Origin of the sequence: Vibrio sp. MOR3, assembly GCF_001557775.1 — a bacterium.
In the GTDB taxonomy this organism is placed as follows: Bacteria; Pseudomonadota; Gammaproteobacteria; order Enterobacterales; family Vibrionaceae; genus Vibrio; species Vibrio jasicida.
In genome coordinates this window covers 37809-55736 of sequence record NZ_LNRD01000013.1, presented here as the reverse complement: position 1 = coordinate 55736, position 17928 = coordinate 37809, and the positions used below count along the sequence as shown (strand labels likewise).

Annotated in this window: 19 protein-coding genes; 3 read left to right on the top strand and 16 right to left on the bottom strand. The window is 46.0% G+C overall.

Annotation, left to right across the window (positions count from 1 at the left end):
• Nucleotides 1-25 precede the first annotated feature (25 nt).
• The 7 genes from rlmM to pomA form a co-directional block, all read right to left on the bottom strand.
• Entirely contained in the window at nucleotides 26-1117 is a 1092-nt protein-coding gene (gene rlmM, locus ATB76_RS20680; protein ID WP_045400178.1) for a 23S rRNA (cytidine(2498)-2'-O)-methyltransferase RlmM, read from the bottom strand.
• On the bottom strand, nucleotides 1114-1512 hold the full coding sequence (locus ATB76_RS20675) for a DUF423 domain-containing protein (RefSeq protein WP_038865415.1): 399 nt from the start codon (nucleotides 1510-1512) through the stop codon (nucleotides 1114-1116). Before ATB76_RS20675 ends, rlmM begins: the two co-directional genes overlap by 4 nt.
• Nucleotides 1502-2125 carry an alpha/beta family hydrolase gene (locus ATB76_RS20670; protein WP_038875574.1) on the bottom strand — a complete coding sequence of 208 codons (624 nt, stop codon included), beginning with the start codon at nucleotides 2123-2125 and terminating at the stop codon, nucleotides 1502-1504. Before ATB76_RS20670 ends, ATB76_RS20675 begins: the two co-directional genes overlap by 11 nt.
• Nucleotides 2106-3026, bottom strand: coding sequence for a transcriptional regulator GcvA (locus ATB76_RS20665; RefSeq protein ID WP_005447583.1), 921 nt, complete (start codon nucleotides 3024-3026; stop codon nucleotides 2106-2108). Before ATB76_RS20665 ends, ATB76_RS20670 begins: the two co-directional genes overlap by 20 nt.
• A gap of 521 nt (nucleotides 3027-3547) precedes the next feature.
• The gene (thiI, locus tag ATB76_RS20660; protein WP_038865418.1) at nucleotides 3548-4996 is read right to left on the bottom strand and encodes a tRNA uracil 4-sulfurtransferase ThiI; all 1449 of its coding nucleotides are present in this window, start codon (nucleotides 4994-4996) and stop codon (nucleotides 3548-3550) included.
• A gap of 197 nt (nucleotides 4997-5193) precedes the next feature.
• Nucleotides 5194-6138 (bottom strand): flagellar motor protein MotB, encoded by a 945-nt coding sequence (locus ATB76_RS20655; RefSeq protein WP_005440148.1) that lies wholly within the window; start codon nucleotides 6136-6138, stop codon nucleotides 5194-5196.
• Nucleotides 6139-6153: 15 nt separating this feature from the next.
• A complete protein-coding gene (pomA, locus tag ATB76_RS20650) occupies nucleotides 6154-6915 on the bottom strand; it encodes a flagellar motor protein PomA (protein ID WP_038865419.1) in 762 nt (253 codons plus the stop codon).
• A 265-nt stretch (nucleotides 6916-7180) separates the two neighbouring features.
• On the opposite strand from pomA, the gene xseB reads away from it, so the two are divergent.
• From xseB to dxs, 3 genes are read left to right on the top strand one after another with little or no spacing between them, the layout of a single operon-like run.
• Nucleotides 7181-7423 (top strand): exodeoxyribonuclease VII small subunit, encoded by a 243-nt coding sequence (xseB, locus tag ATB76_RS20645; RefSeq protein ID WP_038865420.1) that lies wholly within the window; start codon nucleotides 7181-7183, stop codon nucleotides 7421-7423.
• Nucleotides 7424-7445: 22 nt separating this feature from the next.
• Complete coding sequence (ispA, locus tag ATB76_RS20640) at nucleotides 7446-8330, top strand: (2E,6E)-farnesyl diphosphate synthase (RefSeq protein ID WP_042603914.1); 885 nt, start codon at nucleotides 7446-7448, stop codon at nucleotides 8328-8330.
• A 20-nt stretch (nucleotides 8331-8350) separates the two neighbouring features.
• Nucleotides 8351-10216 carry a 1-deoxy-D-xylulose-5-phosphate synthase gene (gene dxs, locus ATB76_RS20635; protein ID WP_038865423.1) on the top strand — a complete coding sequence of 622 codons (1866 nt, stop codon included), beginning with the start codon at nucleotides 8351-8353 and terminating at the stop codon, nucleotides 10214-10216.
• Between the two features lie 92 nt (nucleotides 10217-10308).
• On the opposite strand, the gene pgpA is transcribed toward dxs, so the two are convergent.
• From pgpA to ATB76_RS20590, 9 genes are all read right to left on the bottom strand, one after another.
• Complete coding sequence (gene pgpA, locus ATB76_RS20630; protein WP_038865424.1) at nucleotides 10309-10812, bottom strand: phosphatidylglycerophosphatase A; 504 nt, start codon at nucleotides 10810-10812, stop codon at nucleotides 10309-10311.
• Between the two features lie 56 nt (nucleotides 10813-10868).
• A complete protein-coding gene (gene thiL / locus ATB76_RS20625) occupies nucleotides 10869-11834 on the bottom strand; it encodes a thiamine-phosphate kinase (protein WP_038865426.1) in 966 nt (321 codons plus the stop codon).
• Nucleotides 11835-11912: 78 nt separating this feature from the next.
• Nucleotides 11913-12380 (bottom strand): transcription antitermination factor NusB, encoded by a 468-nt coding sequence (gene nusB, locus ATB76_RS20620; RefSeq protein WP_038865428.1) that lies wholly within the window; start codon nucleotides 12378-12380, stop codon nucleotides 11913-11915.
• Nucleotides 12380-12850 carry a 6,7-dimethyl-8-ribityllumazine synthase gene (gene ribE / locus ATB76_RS20615; RefSeq protein ID WP_005440184.1) on the bottom strand — a complete coding sequence of 157 codons (471 nt, stop codon included), beginning with the start codon at nucleotides 12848-12850 and terminating at the stop codon, nucleotides 12380-12382. Before ribE ends, nusB begins: the two co-directional genes overlap by 1 nt.
• A 169-nt stretch (nucleotides 12851-13019) precedes the next feature.
• Nucleotides 13020-14129 (bottom strand): bifunctional 3,4-dihydroxy-2-butanone-4-phosphate synthase/GTP cyclohydrolase II, encoded by a 1110-nt coding sequence (ribBA, locus tag ATB76_RS20610; protein ID WP_038865430.1) that lies wholly within the window; start codon nucleotides 14127-14129, stop codon nucleotides 13020-13022.
• 159 nt (nucleotides 14130-14288) lie between these two features.
• Nucleotides 14289-14942: a riboflavin synthase gene (locus ATB76_RS20605; protein ID WP_038875569.1), complete on the bottom strand. Its 654-nt coding sequence runs from the start codon at nucleotides 14940-14942 to the stop codon at nucleotides 14289-14291.
• A gap of 11 nt (nucleotides 14943-14953) precedes the next feature.
• Nucleotides 14954-16078, bottom strand: a complete 1125-nt coding sequence (ribD, locus tag ATB76_RS20600; RefSeq protein ID WP_038865432.1) for a bifunctional diaminohydroxyphosphoribosylaminopyrimidine deaminase/5-amino-6-(5-phosphoribosylamino)uracil reductase RibD — start codon at nucleotides 16076-16078, stop codon at nucleotides 14954-14956.
• Between the two features lie 7 nt (nucleotides 16079-16085).
• Complete coding sequence (nrdR, locus tag ATB76_RS20595; RefSeq protein ID WP_038865435.1) at nucleotides 16086-16535, bottom strand: transcriptional regulator NrdR; 450 nt, start codon at nucleotides 16533-16535, stop codon at nucleotides 16086-16088.
• Between the two features lie 127 nt (nucleotides 16536-16662).
• The gene (locus ATB76_RS20590; protein WP_039975402.1) at nucleotides 16663-17913 is read right to left on the bottom strand and encodes a glutamate-5-semialdehyde dehydrogenase; all 1251 of its coding nucleotides are present in this window, start codon (nucleotides 17911-17913) and stop codon (nucleotides 16663-16665) included.
• Between the last annotated feature and the right edge of the window lie 15 nt (nucleotides 17914-17928).

Below are 17928 nucleotides of genomic sequence, written 5' to 3'. Positions count from 1 at the left end.
ACTCTATCGTATATCAACGCGTAGATTAATGCGGAGAAATGTTCGATAGGCACTGAATGTGAATCGTGATTTCTTCACGGTCGTGGTACAGGTGCTTAGCTTGCAGCTTGAACTTCACCTTGTTCTCAATCAGGAACATTTTTAGGTTTTCCAAATCTTGCAGTACTTCGTCGTAGCGACCTTTCATTGGCAGTTTCAGGTTGAAGATAGCTTCTTTTGCCCAACCTTTCAGTAACCACTGTCCCATCAAGTGAGCAACGCGTGCTGGCTTCTCAATCATGTCACATACAATCCAAGTCACGTTCTTGCGGTCTGGTTCAAACTTAAAGCCATCCACCATGTGGTGCTTAATTTGTCCCGTTTCCATTAGACTGTCTGCCATCATGCCGTTATCGACACAGTGAACGAACATCGAACGCTTCCCCAATTGGTAAGTCCAACCGCCTGGACACGCACCGAGATCTACGCCCCACATGCCTGGTGCTAAACGCTCATCCCACTCTTCGCGAGGAATAAACACGTGGAACGCTTCTTCTAGCTTCAAAGTAGAACGACTTGGTGCATCTGCAGGGAACTTCAAACGAGGAATGCCCATGAAGAACTGAGAGTTGTTACCTGGGTATGAGTAACCTACGTAACAATGACCAGGAGCCACAAAGCAAATATGCAACACAGGCTTCTTCGCATTGTCTTTGTTCCACATCAGACCTTTACCACGCATCGCTTGACGCATTGGTACCGTGAACTTACGGCAGAACTTCAATAGCTCTTTCGCTTCGTTGGTGTCTGGGGTTTCAATACGTAGATCACCACAACGTGGGAATTCTTCCATTTCAGACAGTTCAGCAAGAATTGGACTGATACGGTCTTCGCTTGGCAGAGCTTCAAATTCAGCAGCAACGGCAAACATTTGGCGAGCAAAAATCAATGCGCTGAAATCTAGACCTTTCGCTAGCTTATCTGCGTCTCCATCTTGGTAACACTCGAAGACAACATAACCTGAATTTTTCTTCACACGAGGGAAGCCATACACTTCAAGTTTTGTTGCTTTGTCCTGAATTTCACCAGCACACTCTTTCTCAAAGCCAGAACGGCAATAGAGCATTAGTTGTTTCACTTGGAGACCTCTTTGATATTAAACGCAGCAAAAAAGAACAAACACCAACCGATCATGAACAAGAATCCTCCCATAGGGGTGATTGGTCCAAACCACTTGATACCTGTCAGCGCCAGCGCGTAAAGACTGCCGCTAAAACAAAAGATGCCGATGATAAAGCAAATCGCCGCGATGAAAAAATACTTTTGTGCTTTTTGTCCCAAATTTAGTACGAGCAAAATGGCACAAAGCGCGATAGCCAAAGTATGGATGAATTGGTACAAAACACCGGTCTCAAACACACCGAGTAAATAAGGCGAGAGCGTTGCTTTTAAACCATGAGCAGCAAACGCTCCTAGCGCAACAGAAGTTAAACCAGAAAGTCCTGTAAAAGAAAGTAACCACTTACTTTTCATTGGATACCTCTTTAATAAATGTCGCTAATTGCTCTACCGTCAAGGCAATATTGCCTTCTTCCGTAAAGCCGGAACGTTTACGAGGCTTGAAGCCATGGTCGCCATCGGGCAAGAAACTCACCGTTACTTGGTCAGAAAGAGCAAAGCCATCGAATTCTTCTCGCTTGCCAAAGGTATCTCGCTCCCCTTGTAAAATAAGCGTCGGCTTATTGATCGTCGCGAGATGCTCACCTTTGTACTTTTCAGGTTTGCCTGGCGGATGGAACGGAAAGCCCAGACACGCAACGCCTGCTACTAGGTTATTGTCTGCAAGCAGGCTCGACATACGGCCACCCATCGATTTACCACCAATGACAATAGGCTGTGAAGTAAAGTGAGTGATCACTTCTTCATATGCTTCCAGTAACTTTGGCGCACGATCTGGCGGACGTTTTTTACCATCTTCTGCTCGCTTAACCATATAAGGGAAATTAAAACGCACCACACGAATACCTTGCTCAACTAATCCTTTGGCTACAGCAATCATGAAGTCATGCTCCATACCGGCACCTGCACCGTGAGCAAAAATAAAAAGTGGTCCGTTCTCAGGCCCTTCAGCTATCCAATGGCTCATCTAGTACTTCCTCTTGTTCTTTTCGTGCGGTCGCCAACATCCAATCCCTGAACGTCGCGATACGTCCCATATCCGCTTGTTGTTCGTGACACACCACGTAGAAGGCATTCTTAGAAACCAGCACCTCATCAAATGGTGCAATCAAGCGTCCTGCTTCCATTTCAGGTTTAGCGAGTACGTTGTTTCCTAGTGCAACACCTTGCCCATGCGCCGCCGCCTGCAACACCATGGTTGAGTGGCTGAAGATTGGACCATGGTTTACGTTGATACCTTCGATATTTTGTTGGCGAGCAAACTGCTTCCAATCTTTACGAGAAGTATCGTGTAACAAGGTGTGTAATTTAAGGTCACTTAGAGATTCTAATGGTTTGTTACCTAAAAGTAACGATGGTGAACAAAGTGGGATCAAAAACTCTTGGTAGAGTTTATCGGCACGCAAACCAGGCCAATTTCCACGACCATAATAGATAGCTACATCAACATCATCAGTCAGTGAACCTTCATCCATATCCACCGCTTTAATGCGCACATCAATGTCTGGTTCTTGCGCGTTAAAATCGGCTAAACGAGGCACTAGCCATTGGATGGCAAAACTCGGTGGCAAACTGATGGTTAACGCACCTTTTTCACTACGTTCCAATACCTTATCGGTCGCTTCAGCAATGGAAGTGAAGATATCTTTAATGTCTAAAAAGTAACTTTGCCCTTCTTCCGTCAGTAATAACGAACGATTACGACGACGGAAAAGTTTCAGCGATAAGAACTCTTCTAACGCTTTAATTTGATGACTCACTGCGGCTTGAGTAACAAACAACTCTTCAGCAGCACGGGTAAAACTAAGATGGCGAGCAGCCGCTTCAAAAACGCGAAGCGAATTTAACGGAGGCAATCTGCGAGACATTATGGGACCTCAAGTAGGATTAGTTTTTTTAATCTGAAACATTATAAAATGTCCGTTGCCGAACAGCCAGATAAATTCTATATTTCATCCCGCAACACGAGCCTGAACGGCTTGATTCCATTTGTGAATCAATTGGCTTCGTTGTTGCGATGTTGTGTTTGCAAACTCGTATTTCGAGTTCGGTAGAATTCTACCATGATGTTTTGTCCACACTCCCTGTGACAAAACATATACTTCCTGTATTTATTTTGACCTGTCTGTCAAATTTCTTGCACCGCCTAATTAGGCGGTGTTTTTTTATCTAAACCATCCACATTTCTTCTTTTATAAAAAATTGGCATCAACGTCACTTTTCATCCTCATTTCGGATTATCTATCGTTATATCAATACAAATTTCGAAACGTGTGATTTAACGCAATACTACCACTTTAATACACTCCATTTTGCGCGCGCTAAAACGAAAAAAGCGCAAACTGATTTCTCAATTTGCGCTTTTGTGATCTTCTGTTTTACAACGATTCTATGGGCGGTAAACCTTCACGTTGTTGAAACCTTGCTCCTGCAAGTACAATGCCTGTAGACGGCTCATCACACCGCGGTCACAGTACAGAAGGTAAGTCTTAGATTGGTCTAAGTCTCCGAACTGAGTACCCAGCTTATAGAATGGAATGTGCTTAACGTCCACACCATCGATTTCTAGTGGGTTATCGTCTTCCTCTTCAGGGCTACGAATATCCAAAACGATAGCGTGCTCTTCTACAGCTTGAACCTGCTCTACTTCTGGTGCTGCTTGCTCAGACTCTTTTGCGATATCGCGAATGTCCATCACGCGAGCTTCTTGCACAACTTGCTCAAGAATCGCAAAGTCAAACTTCTCTTCTTCCGCGTTCAGTCTGCCTTTTACCGCTTTCACTGTTGGCTTCTTAGAGATAACACCACAGTACTCAGGCATCGTCTTAGCGAAGTCTTCAGTACCGATGTCACGCGCTAGGTTGATGATGTCTTCTTTATCCCAGTTGATAAGCGGACGAAGAATCAGGGTGTCAGTCACATTATCGATATGACGCAAGTTAGTCAGTGTTTGGCTTGATACTTGGCCTAGAGCTTCACCCGTAACCAATGCTTCGATCTTAAACTTCTCTGCCACCATACCAGCGGCACGCATGAACATGCGCTTCAAGATCACGCCCATTTGGCCGTCGTCGACTTTTTCTAGGATTTCAGCAACTACTGGTTCGAAATCAACAGAGATGAAGCGAACTTTTGCAGAAGAACCGTATTTGTTCCATAGGTAATGAGAAACCTGCTTAACGCCGATCTCGTGTGCTGGGCCACCTAGGTTAAAGAAACAGTAGTGAACTTTTGAACCACGCTTGATGTGCAGGTAACTTGAAACGCCAGAGTCGAAACCACCAGAGATCAGACTTAGTACGTCTTCTTGTGTACCTAGAGGGAAGCCGCCTAGGCCTTTGTGACGAGCCAACACTTGGTTTAGCTTGTCATTGGTTACTTCAACGTTAATCGTTACGTCTGGCTTGCTTAGCTTAACACGAGCACTTTCTACCGCTTGGTTAAGACCACCACCTACGTAACGCTCTAGTTCAATAGAAGTAAAATCATGTTTACCACGGCGTTTAGCACGCACGACGAAAGTCTTACCTTCGATCAGTGAACCGCTTAACTCCAACACTTGCTCGTAAATATCGTGCAAGTCTTTGAACTCAGTTTGCTTCACCTCAAGAACGTGGTGGATACCAGGGGTATGAGTCAGGACTTCTAAAACTTCAGCGTGAAACTCGTCACTCTCAGAGGTCACTTCAATGTGATCACGACGGTTGAATACCGCGACAGATTCCGTACGGCTCTTAACGATGTTACGAATGTTGCACTCTAAAATCTTTGTGAAGCGCTTACGCACAGATTCACTTTTTACAAAAATTTCTGGATGGGGCTTTACAATAAATTTCATAGTCTAGTTCGCAGGTTAGTTTCGCAATCAACAATGAGTGATACTCCGCACTAGGTGTTCATACGTAAAAATATCACGCATGTCACACTCAAACTTTTGAGCTCACTTTTAAAGGCGCAAGATTATACACCCAAGCGAAATGGAATGACAAAAAAAGCGAGCTTGACGCTCGCTTTAGTATAAGAATAAATACTCGGTTATTGAATTACCGGCACTTCTTCGCTGTAGAGTGGTTCACCTTGCATGATGCTGATTTCGACGCGGCGATTAAGCGCTCGGTTCGCATCCGAATCATTTGGTGCCAATGGCTCAGTGTCCGCCATACCACGCACGCGTAAGCGTTGATGCGAGAAGCCTCGTACTTTCTCCATTTCTTGAGCAACCGATACCGCTCGTTGCGACGACAGGTCCCAATTGGAGCGATACAGCTCAGAATCCAACGGTTGGTTATCCGTATGGCCAGAAACTCGTACGATGCCCGGTACATCTTTCACCAATTCCGCAATCTGACGCACCAGCGGTCTAAACTTCGGCTGGAGGAACGCAGAGCCTTCAGGGAATGCCCCTTTCTCTCGCATTCGAATCACGATCTGTTGCCCAAGGTTTTCGACCTCTATTGCCCCTTGCTCAATCTCACGCTCCAACGCTTTCTTGATACTTTCCATCAAGGTATCCATCTCTTGCGAGGTTTGCTCAGACTGCTGTTGTTGCATGTCTGATTCCGCTGATTGGTTGTTTTGCGTTGACGTTTCTGGTGATTGACCACCGGTTAACTTCCCTTGGTCACGCTTAGTGCCACCAGCTCGGTCAGATTCCCCTTCATGAAACTCCAACGTCTGCTGAGTGATGTCCATGGTCTGCTGCATGATGACATCAATCGGTGTTGGCTCTGGGCGACCTGGTCTGAACTCTTGCGCAATAATGCTGGTGCCTTTAGGTATGTCCTTAACCTCAAGTTGGTTCTGAACACCAAAAGCAAATTTCATAGAGCCAGCGATCTGTTTGAACTTCAGTACGTCCATTTCCGAGAACGAAAGTAACAATACGAAGAAACACATCAACAAGGACATCAAGTCAGCGAACGTCCCCATCCATTGGGGGAGGCCAGGTGGCGGACAATCACATTTGTTATCTTCATCCATTAGATGACCTCCAGATTACTCGTCAATCTCAAGGACGCGTTTGCCCTCGTTGAGGTAGTTCTTCAGATAGCTATCGATAACACGTGGGTTCTGACCATCTTGAATTGCGAGTACACCGTCCATAATCAAACGACGGTTGAGTGTTTCTTGATCACGGCGTAGTGAAAGCTTGTCCGCAATTGGGAAAAACACCATGTTAGAAAGAATTGCACCGTAAAGAGTGGTTAAAAGTGCAACGGCCATCGCAGGACCGATCGCTTTTGGATCATCCATATTTGAAAGCATGGCAACCAAACCAACCAAGGTACCGATCATACCCATTGCCGGAGCGACATCACCGAATGCTCGAAAAACACCCGTGCCTTGCGAGTGGCGCTCATCGGTCAGTGCAATGTCTTTTTGCAAAGCAGCACGCACCACATCCGCATCATGCCCATCCACCAGTAAGTCGATGCCCTTTTGCATGAAGCTATTATTAATCTCCATCTCTTCCAATGCTAGGAAGCCACCTTTACGCGCTGCGTCTGCCATTTCTACGATCTTAGCAATCAGATCTTCTGGCTCGTCCGATTTGAACATGAACGCTTTGCCCGCAATTTTGGTCGCGCCGAAGAATTGCCCCATGGTGAACTTCATCAATACTACAAACGTTGAACCACCAACGACGATTAGGATTGAGGTGACGTCTACGAACATGCCAATGCTGCCACCAAGCACCATCGCCATAATGACGAATGCAAAACCACCAATCAAACCTATTAGGGTTGCTAAATCCACAAAGCACTCCTCACGCTATACTCAAACATTGCCCAGTCAGGCGAATTATTACTTGTATCGACAACTAGAGCAGAATTTTTAGAAAAATCTTGGTTAATACATCACAAAAAGATCGTTAATACCTTAACTTATTAATGGTCTTCGTCTCATCAGACCCGTTGAACGCTAAATTTGTGACAATTATATAAGGTTAAATTTGACCAAGTTACTAGGCTAAGGTAACTTGCGTGCATTCTATTAGAGGCTTGATTAAGGCAGATAAAAGATGGCGGTTAAGAAACCAGAAAACATGACCTTTGAAGCAACCATCGATGAGCTAGACAGCTTGGTTGATCAACTAGAGAACGGTGACCTTGCTCTAGATGATGCTCTACGTAAATTTGAACGTGGCATTGCACTCGCTCGTGCTGGTCAAACGAAACTGAGCGACGCCGAACATCGCGTTAGCATTCTTCTAAGCGAAGATGATGAAGCACCACTGAGTGACTTCAACCCTGAGTCAGAATAATAAATCAGTAGTGAGCAATGTGATGCAAGAGACATTGACGTCTTATCAACAAAGAAATAACCAACAGTTAAATCAATGGCTTGAGCAATTACCTCATCAAGAACAGCCGTTGATTCAAGCCATGAAATACGGCCTACTCCTCGGCGGTAAACGTGTTCGTCCCTTCCTTGTTTACATCACTGGTCAAATGCTAGGTTGTGAACCTGAAGACCTAGATACGCCGGCTTCTGCGATTGAGTGTATCCATGCCTACTCTCTTATCCATGATGATCTACCTGCTATGGATGACGACGACCTGCGCCGTGGACAGCCGACTTGCCACATCAAATTTGATGAAGCGACAGCCATTCTGACCGGTGACGCACTGCAAACCCTCGCATTTACGATCCTTGCAGAAGGCGAACTGAATCCGAACGCAGAAAGCCACCGTATAAAGATGGTGCAAGCCCTTGCACAAAGTTCTGGTGCGAATGGCATGTGCGTTGGTCAAGCATTGGACTTAGGTGCAGAAAATCGTCGAGTGTCTCTCGCAGAATTGGAAGAAATTCATCGCAATAAGACTGGTGCACTGATTAACTGTGCCGTAAAACTAGGCGCACTTGCCGCTGGCGATAAGGGCCTAGACGTTATGCCTCACCTTGAGCGCTACTCTAGAGCGATCGGTCTGGCGTTTCAGGTTCAAGACGATATTCTTGATATAATTAGTGATACAGAAACATTGGGTAAGCCTCAAGGTTCAGACCAAGAGCTAAACAAGAGCACTTACCCATCTTTACTGGGGTTAGAGGGAGCAATGGAGAAAGCTCACACTCTGTTGCAAGAAGCACTTCAAGCATTGGAGGCAATCCCATACAATACTCAGTTACTCGAAGAGTTCGCCCGATATGTCATCGAGCGCAAGAACTAACACTATAAGCGCGCATTTATATGACTCTTGATATTTCAAAGTACCCAACACTGGCGTTAGCAAATACACCGGAAGAGTTGCGTCTTCTTCCGAAAGAAACATTGCCAACTTTGTGCGATGAATTACGCACGTATCTGCTAAATTCAGTGAGTCAGTCTAGCGGACATTTAGCGTCTGGCTTAGGCACAGTAGAGCTAACCGTTGCTCTGCATTATGTTTACAACACCCCAGTGGATCAATTGATCTGGGACGTGGGTCATCAGGCTTATCCACACAAAATTCTTACTGGCCGTCGTGACCAAATGCCAACCATCCGCCAAAAAGGCGGCCTTCACCCATTCCCATGGCGTGAAGAGAGCGAATACGACACGCTATCTGTTGGCCACTCATCGACTTCTATCAGTGCAGCGCTCGGTATGGCGATCAGTGCACAAAAAGAAGATGAAGGTCGAAAGGTGGTAAGTGTGATTGGTGATGGTGCAATCACAGCAGGTATGGCATTCGAGGCCATGAACCATGCTGGTGACGTTCATCCTGATATGCTAGTGATTCTAAACGACAACGAGATGTCGATTTCAGAAAACGTTGGCGCATTGAACAACCACCTTGCTAAAGTCCTTTCTGGTAGCTTATACACCTCTATCCGTGAAGGCGGGAAGAAAGTGCTGTCTGGCGTTCCTCCAATTAAAGAGTTGGTTCGTCGTACAGAAGAGCACCTTAAAGGCATGGTTGTTCCTGGCACATTATTCGAAGAGCTTGGTTTTAACTACATCGGTCCTATCGACGGTCACGATGTTAACGAGTTAGTCAAAACGCTGAAAAACATGCGTGAACTGAAAGGCCCTCAATTCCTGCACATCATGACCAAGAAAGGCAAAGGTTATGAACCAGCAGAAAAAGATCCTATCGGCTACCATGGAGTTCCAAAGTTCGACCCATCACATAACAGTTTGCCGAAGAGCAGTGGCGGTAAACCGACCTTCTCTAAGATCTTTGGTGACTTCCTATGTGATATGGCCGCGCAAGATCCTAAGCTAATGGCGATTACGCCAGCGATGCGTGAAGGCTCTGGCATGGTTCGTTTCTCGAAAGAGTACCCAGAACAGTACTTTGATGTTGCAATTGCAGAGCAGCATGCTGTGACGCTAGCAACAGGCATGGCGATTGCCGGCGATCACCCGATCGTCGCTATCTACTCAACCTTCTTGCAGCGTGGCTACGATCAGTTAATCCACGACGTGGCGATCATGGATTTACCTGTCATGTTCGCTATCGACCGTGCAGGTCTGGTTGGCGCAGATGGTCAAACTCACCAAGGCGCGTTCGACCTTAGCTTCATGCGTTGTATCCCAAACATGGTGATCATGGCACCAAGTGATGAAAACGAATGTCGTCAAATGCTGTACACCGGTCATAAACACACTGGACCAAGTGCAGTTCGCTACCCTCGCGGCAGCGGCATGGGCACAGAAATCGAGCCAGAATTTACTGCACTTGAGATTGGTAAAGGCCGTGTGCTTCGTAAAGGCGAAAAAGTCGCGATTCTAAACTTCGGCACCTTCTTAGGTAACGCGCTAGAAGCGGCTGAAAATCTGGATGCAACCGTCGCAGACATGCGCTTCGTGAAACCACTTGATGAAGAATTGATTCGCCAGCTAGCGTCTGAGCACGATGTATTAGTCACGCTAGAAGAAAACGCAATTGCTGGCGGTGCGGGTGCGGGTGTGATTGAGTTTATGATGCAAGATAAGATCATCAAGCCTGTGCTAAATCTTGGCTTGCCTGATCGCTTTATTCCTCAAGGCACACAAGACGAACTTCATGAAGAACTTGGCTTAGACGCGAAGGGCATTGAGAAGTCGATCAACGAATATCTCGCGAAGTAAGTTAACGCAAACAAGCGCTAAAAGTAAACACCAAAAAGGGATGCCATGATGGCATCCCTTTTATTTATCTGTCGATTGTTAAAGCGGTATGACTACATCCAACCTGCGTATTTCGCCACTAAGAACAGTGCGATACCCGCCATGATACCGGCCACGATATCATCAATCATGATACCCAAACCACCGTGAACACGTTTATCCAACCAGCCAATTGGCCATGGTTTTACCATGTCAAAGAAGCGGAACAAAATAAAACCAGTCAGCAACCACTTCCATTCCGTGACTGGGATATTTAGTGCTGGTACTAAGCTCATGGTGATCCAAAAGCCTGCAAACTCATCCCACACGATTGAGCCATGGTCATGAACCCCCATGTCATCTGATGTCACTTGGCAGATCTTAATACCAATAACACAAGAGATGAGTACTAATACGACATACAGTGGGAAGGGTAACTGCGCCAGTAACAAGAATAACGGCACAGCTGCCAACGTCCCCATAGTTCCTGGAACCACTGGTGATAAGCCGCTACCAAAACCCGTTGCCAAAAGATGCCACGGGTTCTTTAATGAAATCAGAGAGAGGGGATTGGTCATTTCCTTAAACCTATACTGCTAGTTGGTTTCAATCTTAGGCTAGAGCCTAGCTCAGATTATCTAAAGTGGTCAAAGCCACTGAGTTCCCAATCAAGAGGTTGATTGTTGTCGTGCAGCTCAAACGTACCTTTTGGTCGAATTTGGCCAATGCACGTAAACTTACACCCAGCGTGCGACAACGCACTTTGCAATGAACCGTTGTTCTGCTCAGGCACAGTAAAGCACAATTCGTACTCTTCACCACTGGATAAAGCATACTGCTGTGCGCTTACCTTATCATCTAAAAATTGAACCAATTCTGAAGATATAGGCAGTTGGGACACATCTAAACTGACTCCAACATCAGAACGCTTAAGAATATGTTTGATATCAGAAATTAAGCCATCAGAAATATCAATTGCTGATGACGCTAAGCCGACTAATGCTTGCCCAGCCAACACGCGTGGCGTACTGAGATAATGTGCTTTCTCTAACTCTGGGGCAGCTATTCGAGTACGTAATGTGTTATCAAGAACGACATCCAGACCAGCTTTGGCATCACCAAGGTTACCTGTCACATACACCCAGTCACCGACTTTTGCTCCAGAGCGAGTCAAAGCTTTGCCCTCTGGTACAAAGCCTTGCACCGTAAGCGTCAGGCTTAGTGGACCTTTGGTCGTATCGCCCCCAATAAGCTGAATACCAAAGTAATCAGCTAACTCAAAAAACGCATCACAAAAAGGGGCAAGCCATGCTTCATCTGGGTCTGGCATAGTTAACGCAAAGCTTACCCAAGCAGGTGTTGCACCCATTGCAGCTAAATCACTGATGTTTGACGCTAATGCTTTGTGCGCCACCCACGCAGGGTTAGCATCAGAAAGAAAGTGCGTGCCTGCCACCAGCGTATCGGTACTAATAGCAATTTGTACATTCGCAGGTGCTTTCACTAACGCACAGTCGTCCCCCGCTGCTAGATGGACGTCTTTGCGCTGGCTTTGGCGTCCAACAAAGTATTTGTCGATAAGATTAAATTCACCAGACATAATTCACTTTCTTTTTGATGTAAAAGATTTTGATACAAAAAAGGTCAGCATGTGCTGACCTTTTTAATAAAGAAATCGTTATTTCTTACGTACGTGTGGCGCCGCTTTATCTAGCACACCATTCACAAATTTGTGGCTGTCTTCTGCCGCGAATACTTTTGCAAGTTCAATCGCTTCATTGATTACCACTTTGTAAGGAACATCTTCGCGACGAGTCATCTCGTACATAGCAAGGCGAAGAAGAGCAAGTTCCATCATGTCTAGATCCTGCATTGGACGAGACACGTATGGACGGATTTTGCAATCTAGCTCTGAGTGGCTAAGTACAACACCGCTTAGTAGTTCACGGAAGTAAGCTACGTCAGTTTCTGGAGCAGCAAGTGCTGGCTCAGATGCATGAAGTTCTTCTTCATCGTATTTGTCACCAGACAAAAACTGTTCTTCAATCGTGGCAACATTGTCTTTAGTAATTTGCCATGAGTAGATCGCCTGTAGAGCGAATTGACGTGCGTTACGACGTGCGGCTGGTTTCACACTGGCCCCCATTAGGAATCAATTTCAGATAATACGTTAATCATTTCAAGTGCGCTTAGTGCAGCCTCTGCACCTTTATTACCAGCCTTGGTTCCTGCGCGTTCAATCGCTTGATCGATAGTATCAACAGTCAGTACGCCAAACGCTACTGGAAGGCTGTATTCCAGAGAAACTTGTGCAAGACCCTTGTTACATTCACTACAAACATAGTCAAAGTGTGGTGTACCACCACGAATTACTGTACCTAGAGATACGATAGCATCGTACTTACCAGTTTTAGCAACTCGTTGAGCAACTAAAGGCAGTTCTACAGCACCAGGACAACGAACAACAGTGATGTTGTCTTCGCTTACTTGTCCGTGACGCTTTAGTGTATCGATCGCACCAGAAAGTAGGCTTTCGTTAATAAAACTGTTAAAACGAGAAATAACGATAGCAATTTTTGCATTTGGCGCTGGGAAGCCACCCTCGATCACTTTCATAAGCCTTCCTTTAACTCTATTTTTAAGTGAAAATTGTTCATCAAGTGAGAATCGCCGGATTCTATCACAAATTTGTGAGCAATATCTAATGGAAATTAGAGACGAGTCACCAAGCCCTAGCCGTCAGCAGAATAAGCCGAAACTTGGCTAGGGGGGAATCGTTCAGTTGTTATTCGCAGATGTATTCAACAACATTCAAGCCAAAGCCACCCAATGCATGGTACTTTTTGTTGGTTGAAGAAAGCAGACGCATATCGTGCACGCCAAGATCCGCCAAAATCTGAGAACCAACACCTACACGACGTGATGTGCCCTGCTTCTTAGCAAGAGTAGGTGCCTCGCCTTTGTCTTGCGATTCAAACATTTTTACACGATGAATAAGCAGATCGGTCGAGTCTTCATGACCAAGTACAACCAGAACACCCCCTTCTTCACCGATTCGCTTCATCGCTTTATCCAGCGTCCAACTGCGTTCTGCGTTACGATCACTGCGAAGCACATCGGTAAATACGTCTTGTAAGTGAACGCGAACTAACGGTGCATTCGCAGTTAAATCACCTTTACACATCGCGTAGTGTACTTGGTTATCAATCGTGTCTTTGTAAGTCACCAAAGTGAACTCACCGAATTCCGTTGGCAGTGCACACTCAGCAACGCGTTCAATCGTTGTTTCCGTGTTGTTGCGGTATTCGATAAGGTCTGCAATGGTACCTAGCTTTAAATCGTGTTTTTCAGCAAACACTTCAAGGTCCGGGCGACGCGCCATCGTGCCATCGTCGTTTAGGATCTCAACAATAACCGATGCTGGCTCTAGACCTGCAAGACGAGCCAAATCACAGCCGGCTTCTGTATGACCAGCGCGAGTTAGAACACCACCGTCTTGTGCTGCTAGCGGGAAGATATGGCCCGGTTGCACTAAGTCCGCCGCTTTTGCACTTGGCGCAACTGCCGCTTGTACAGTGCGAGCACGGTCAGCTGCAGAAATACCAGTGGTAACACCTTCAGCGGCTTCAATAGAAACCGTAAAGTTGGTGGTGTATTGCGCGTTGTTGTCTTGCACCATTGGTGGCAAGCCAAGGCTCTCACAACGAGTTTTTGTCATGGTTAGACAGATTAAGCCACGGCCATGCGTAGCCATAAAGTTGATAGCTTCCGGCGTAATGTGCTCGGCAGCCATGATCAAATCACCTTCATTCTCGCGGTCTTCATCATCCATTAGGATGACCATTTTGCCTGCGCGAATATCATCAATAATCTCTTGAGGCGTGCTGATAGGCATATTCTGTTTCCCGTTATTCAAAAATTTATTATTGCAGCAGCAATGCGTTTAACGTTTCGTTGAGTTACGTCTACTGGCTTTAGTCAGCAAAGCAGTTTGAAGCTAACCTTTATTAAGTCAATTAACCTGATAACGTTCTGTGATTGTGGTCGGTTTCGCTTACGCAAAACCATTTTGCTGCAAGAAGTCCATTGTAATACGTGATTCTTGCGGCTCTTCTTTTTGGCCTTGTAGCAAGCGCTCCATATAGCGAGCTAACACGTCTACTTCTAGGTTCACTTTACGGCCAACTTGGAACTGATCGATGGTTGTCTCTTCACTGGTGTGAGGAACAATCGTTAATTTAAATCCATTCTTACGTAGATCGTTGACGGTCAGACTAATGCCATCCACTGTGATAGAGCCTTTTTCTGCCACGTACTTACAGATTTCCGCTGGCATCTCAACCCAGAACTCAATCGCACGGCCAACTTGATTACGCTCAACAATCACACCGACGCCATCAACATGACCTGAAACGATATGACCGCCAAAACGAGTGGTCGGCAACATGGCTTTTTCTAGGTTCACTTTGTCGCCCACTTGATAAGCAGCAAAACCAGTTTTGTTCAGCGTTTCCAGTGACAAATCAGCACTGTAATAGTTACTACCGAAATCGACGACCGTTAAACATACGCCGTTAGTCGCAATGCTGTCGCCTAACTTAACGTCAGCCATATCCAATTTGCCTACTTCCACCGTCACGGTGATGTCTTCGCCTTTTGGCGTGATTGCAGTTAGTTTGCCAACTGCTTCTACAATTCCTGTAAACATAATGCTTCTTTCTAGCGTTGAATGCGTTTGACGGTTGCGGTGATGCGAATATCCACCCCCACCATTCGAACGTCGGTAATAGTTAAATCGATAACTTGTGCCATCTCGGTTAAACCAAGCGCGCCGATCAAGCCTCGTCCATCGCTCCCCATCAACTTAGGCGCGAGATAAACGATCAGTTCATCTACAAGGTTAGCTTCGATTAATGAACTCGCGAGTGTCGCTCCCGCTTCGACCCACAAGTGATTGATGTGACATTCGCTTGCCACGGCTTTCAATGTCGCAGCTAAGTCAACTTGATCGTTTTCAGTCAGTTTAGGGGCGATATCACCATCTTGACTGACAATAATACGCTCACCTTCTGTCTTGAATAGCTTTAAATCATTACGAAGCTGAGATTGGCGATCGAGTATGACTCGTGGAGGCTGACGAACATCAACCTGAGGGTATTGCGATTGTAGGCTTTTTGGCAAATCATCCCAGCGAACGTTCAATGAGGCATTGTCGTCAATCACTGTTTTGCTGGTAGAGAGAATACCGCCGCTCATCGCACGATAGTGTTGGACATCTTGGCGAGCTTTTGGGGAGGTAATCCATTGGCTCTGTCCGTTACTCAACGCACTTTGCCCATCGAGGCTAGCTGCCATTTTCAACTGAACATAAGGCATGCCGGTTTGCATGAATTTGATAAAACCTTTGTTCAGCTCGATCGCATCGCTTTCCAACAAGCCAACGTGAACTTCTACCCCTGCATCACGCAGCATTTGAAAACCACGCCCTGCAACTTTCGGGTTTGGGTCTTCCATTGCGCAGACCACACGTGCAACCTTGGCTTTGATAAGTCCCTCAGCACACGGCGGTGTTCGCCCGTAGTGAGAGCAAGGCTCCAACGTCACATAAGCGGTCGCCCCTTCGGTTTTATCCCCAGCCATACGCATTGCATGAACTTCGGCATGAGCTTCACCCGCGCGATGATGATGGCCTTCGCCAACAATCTCACCGTCACGGACAATAACGCAACCAACGTTGGGGTTAGGCGCTGTGGTATACATGCCGCGCTTCGCCAATTTCAACGCACGCGACATCATTTCGAAATCTTGAGAGGTAAATTCTGAAGAAGTGTTCTGTTGTTCCATGACTCAATCAGTCTTCTAGACGAGCAATTTCTTCGCCAAATTCACGGATATCTTCAAAGCTGCGGTAAACCGATGCAAAACGGATATAAGCAACTTTATCCAGCTCTTTCAATTGGCCCATAACTAGGTTACCAATCATCTCACTTGGCACTTCACGTTCACCTGTTGCACGCAGCTGCGATTTAATCATGCTGATTGCCAATTCGATAGAATCTGCACTCACTGGGCGTTTTTCTAGTGCGCGTTGAATGCCACCGACCATTTTGTCTTCATCAAACGGTTCACGGTTGCCGTTAGACTTAATCACTTTAGGCATCACCAACTCAGCTGTTTCAAACGTGGTAAAACGTTCGCTACAAGCTAAGCACTGGCGACGACGACGCACTTGATGGCCGTCAGCAACTAAGCGGGAATCAATTACTTTTGTATCGTTCTCAGAACAAAAAGGACAATGCATATCACCTCCAAATAGCGTGCGATTGGGTTCGTCCCAAAAGCAAGACTAGTGTAGCGGAATTGCTATGTTAGAGAAAACAAAAAGGGGCACTATTGCCCCTTTTTCAATCAATATCAAACGGTTTCTGTTAACTGCGTGCTAGGTAGTTTGCTTTACCAACCCATTTGTAGCTGGTGAGTTCTTCCAAACCCATTGGGCCACGTGCATGCAGTTTCTGAGTAGATACCGCCACTTCTGCCCCAAGACCAAACTGAGCACCGTCAGTAAAACGAGTTGAGGCATTCACGTAAACCGCAGCAGAACCAACAGAATTAATGAATAATTCCGAGTTAACCAAACTGTTGGTCATGATCGCATCTGAGTGGCTCGCGTTATGAACACGCATGTGGTCAATCGCCTCTTTTACGTCGGCAACCACTTTTACACCCAGCGTGTAACTTAGCCATTCAGTATCAAAGTCACCTTCCACTGCATCACGAATTTGTGTTGCTTGAGCCATCAGTACTTTTGCCTTTGGTTCTGTCACGAAGGTCACTTTATCGCTCATGCGCTCTACGATCATTGATAGGAATTGCGCCGCAACATCTTCATGTACGAGCAAAGTATCTAGCGAGTTACATGCTGAAGGGCGTTGAACTTTTGAATTCTCAACAACGTTCAACGATTTTTCTAGATCCGCTGACTCATCAACAAAAATATGGCTGATACCAAAACCACCGATGATCACTGGAATGGTGCTGTTCTCTTTACACATCTTGTGTAAGCCAGCGCCGCCACGTGGAATGATCATATCAACGTAATCGTCTAGCTTAAGGAGTTGAGAAACCAACTCACGATCTGGCTTTTCAATATATTGAACGGAAGCCGCCGGCAAGTTCGCTTTCGCTAGAGCCGATTGGATAACCTTTACCAATTCCATATTGGAAAAGAACGTCTCTTTACCACCACGTAGGATGCTTGCATTACCTGTTTTTAGACATAGAGCAGCAATATCGATAGTTACGTTTGGACGCGCTTCGTAAATCACACCAACCACACCCAGTGGTACACGACGACGGGACAGAGACATGCCATTTTCTAGCACTTTGCTGTCGATTTCACTGCCTACAGGATCGTTTAGGCTGATCACGTTACGAACGTCATTAGCGATACCAGTAAGGCGCTCTTCATTTAATAGAAGACGGTCTAGTAGTGCATCTGTTAGACCCGCTTCGCGACCTAATTCGATGTCTTTTGCGTTTGCAGCCAAAATAGTTGCCGCATTCGCTTCTAGCTCATCAGCGATGATCGCTAGTGCTTGGTTTTTTTGTGCGGTTGACGCTGTCGCCAATTCGAAAGCTGCATCTTTGGCAGCTTTACCCATATTCGTTAAATCCACTTTGCTTCCCTCAAT

Bases quoted from the DNA above. Each gene is read 5' to 3' on its own strand.
- pgpA (WP_038865424.1), bottom strand. From the start codon at position 10,812: ATGACCAATCCCCTCTCTCTGATTTCATTAAAGAACCCGTGGCATCTT.
- ATB76_RS20605 (WP_038875569.1), bottom strand. From the start codon at position 14,942: ATGTTTACAGGAATTGTAGAAGCAGTTGGCAAACTAACTGCAATCACG.
- ATB76_RS20655 (WP_005440148.1), bottom strand. From the start codon at position 6,138: ATGGATGAAGATAACAAATGTGATTGTCCGCCACCTGGCCTCCCCCAA.
- ribBA (WP_038865430.1), bottom strand. From the start codon at position 14,129: ATGCCTATCAGCACGCCTCAAGAGATTATTGATGATATTCGCGCAGGC.
- xseB (WP_038865420.1), top strand. From the start codon at position 7,181: ATGGCGGTTAAGAAACCAGAAAACATGACCTTTGAAGCAACCATCGAT.
- thiL (WP_038865426.1), bottom strand. From the start codon at position 11,834: ATGTCTGGTGAATTTAATCTTATCGACAAATACTTTGTTGGACGCCAA.
- ATB76_RS20670 (WP_038875574.1), bottom strand. From the start codon at position 2,125: ATGAGCCATTGGATAGCTGAAGGGCCTGAGAACGGACCACTTTTTATT.
- ribE (WP_005440184.1), bottom strand. From the start codon at position 12,850: ATGAAAGTGATCGAGGGTGGCTTCCCAGCGCCAAATGCAAAAATTGCT.
- ATB76_RS20665 (WP_005447583.1), bottom strand. From the start codon at position 3,026: ATGTCTCGCAGATTGCCTCCGTTAAATTCGCTTCGCGTTTTTGAAGCG.
- ribD (WP_038865432.1), bottom strand. From the start codon at position 16,078: ATGGAACAACAGAACACTTCTTCAGAATTTACCTCTCAAGATTTCGAA.
- ispA (WP_042603914.1), top strand. From the start codon at position 7,446: ATGCAAGAGACATTGACGTCTTATCAACAAAGAAATAACCAACAGTTA.
- dxs (WP_038865423.1), top strand. From the start codon at position 8,351: ATGACTCTTGATATTTCAAAGTACCCAACACTGGCGTTAGCAAATACA.
- nrdR (WP_038865435.1), bottom strand. From the start codon at position 16,535: ATGCATTGTCCTTTTTGTTCTGAGAACGATACAAAAGTAATTGATTCC.
- thiI (WP_038865418.1), bottom strand. From the start codon at position 4,996: ATGAAATTTATTGTAAAGCCCCATCCAGAAATTTTTGTAAAAAGTGAA.
- nusB (WP_038865428.1), bottom strand. From the start codon at position 12,380: ATGGGGGCCAGTGTGAAACCAGCCGCACGTCGTAACGCACGTCAATTC.
- ATB76_RS20675 (WP_038865415.1), bottom strand. From the start codon at position 1,512: ATGAAAAGTAAGTGGTTACTTTCTTTTACAGGACTTTCTGGTTTAACT.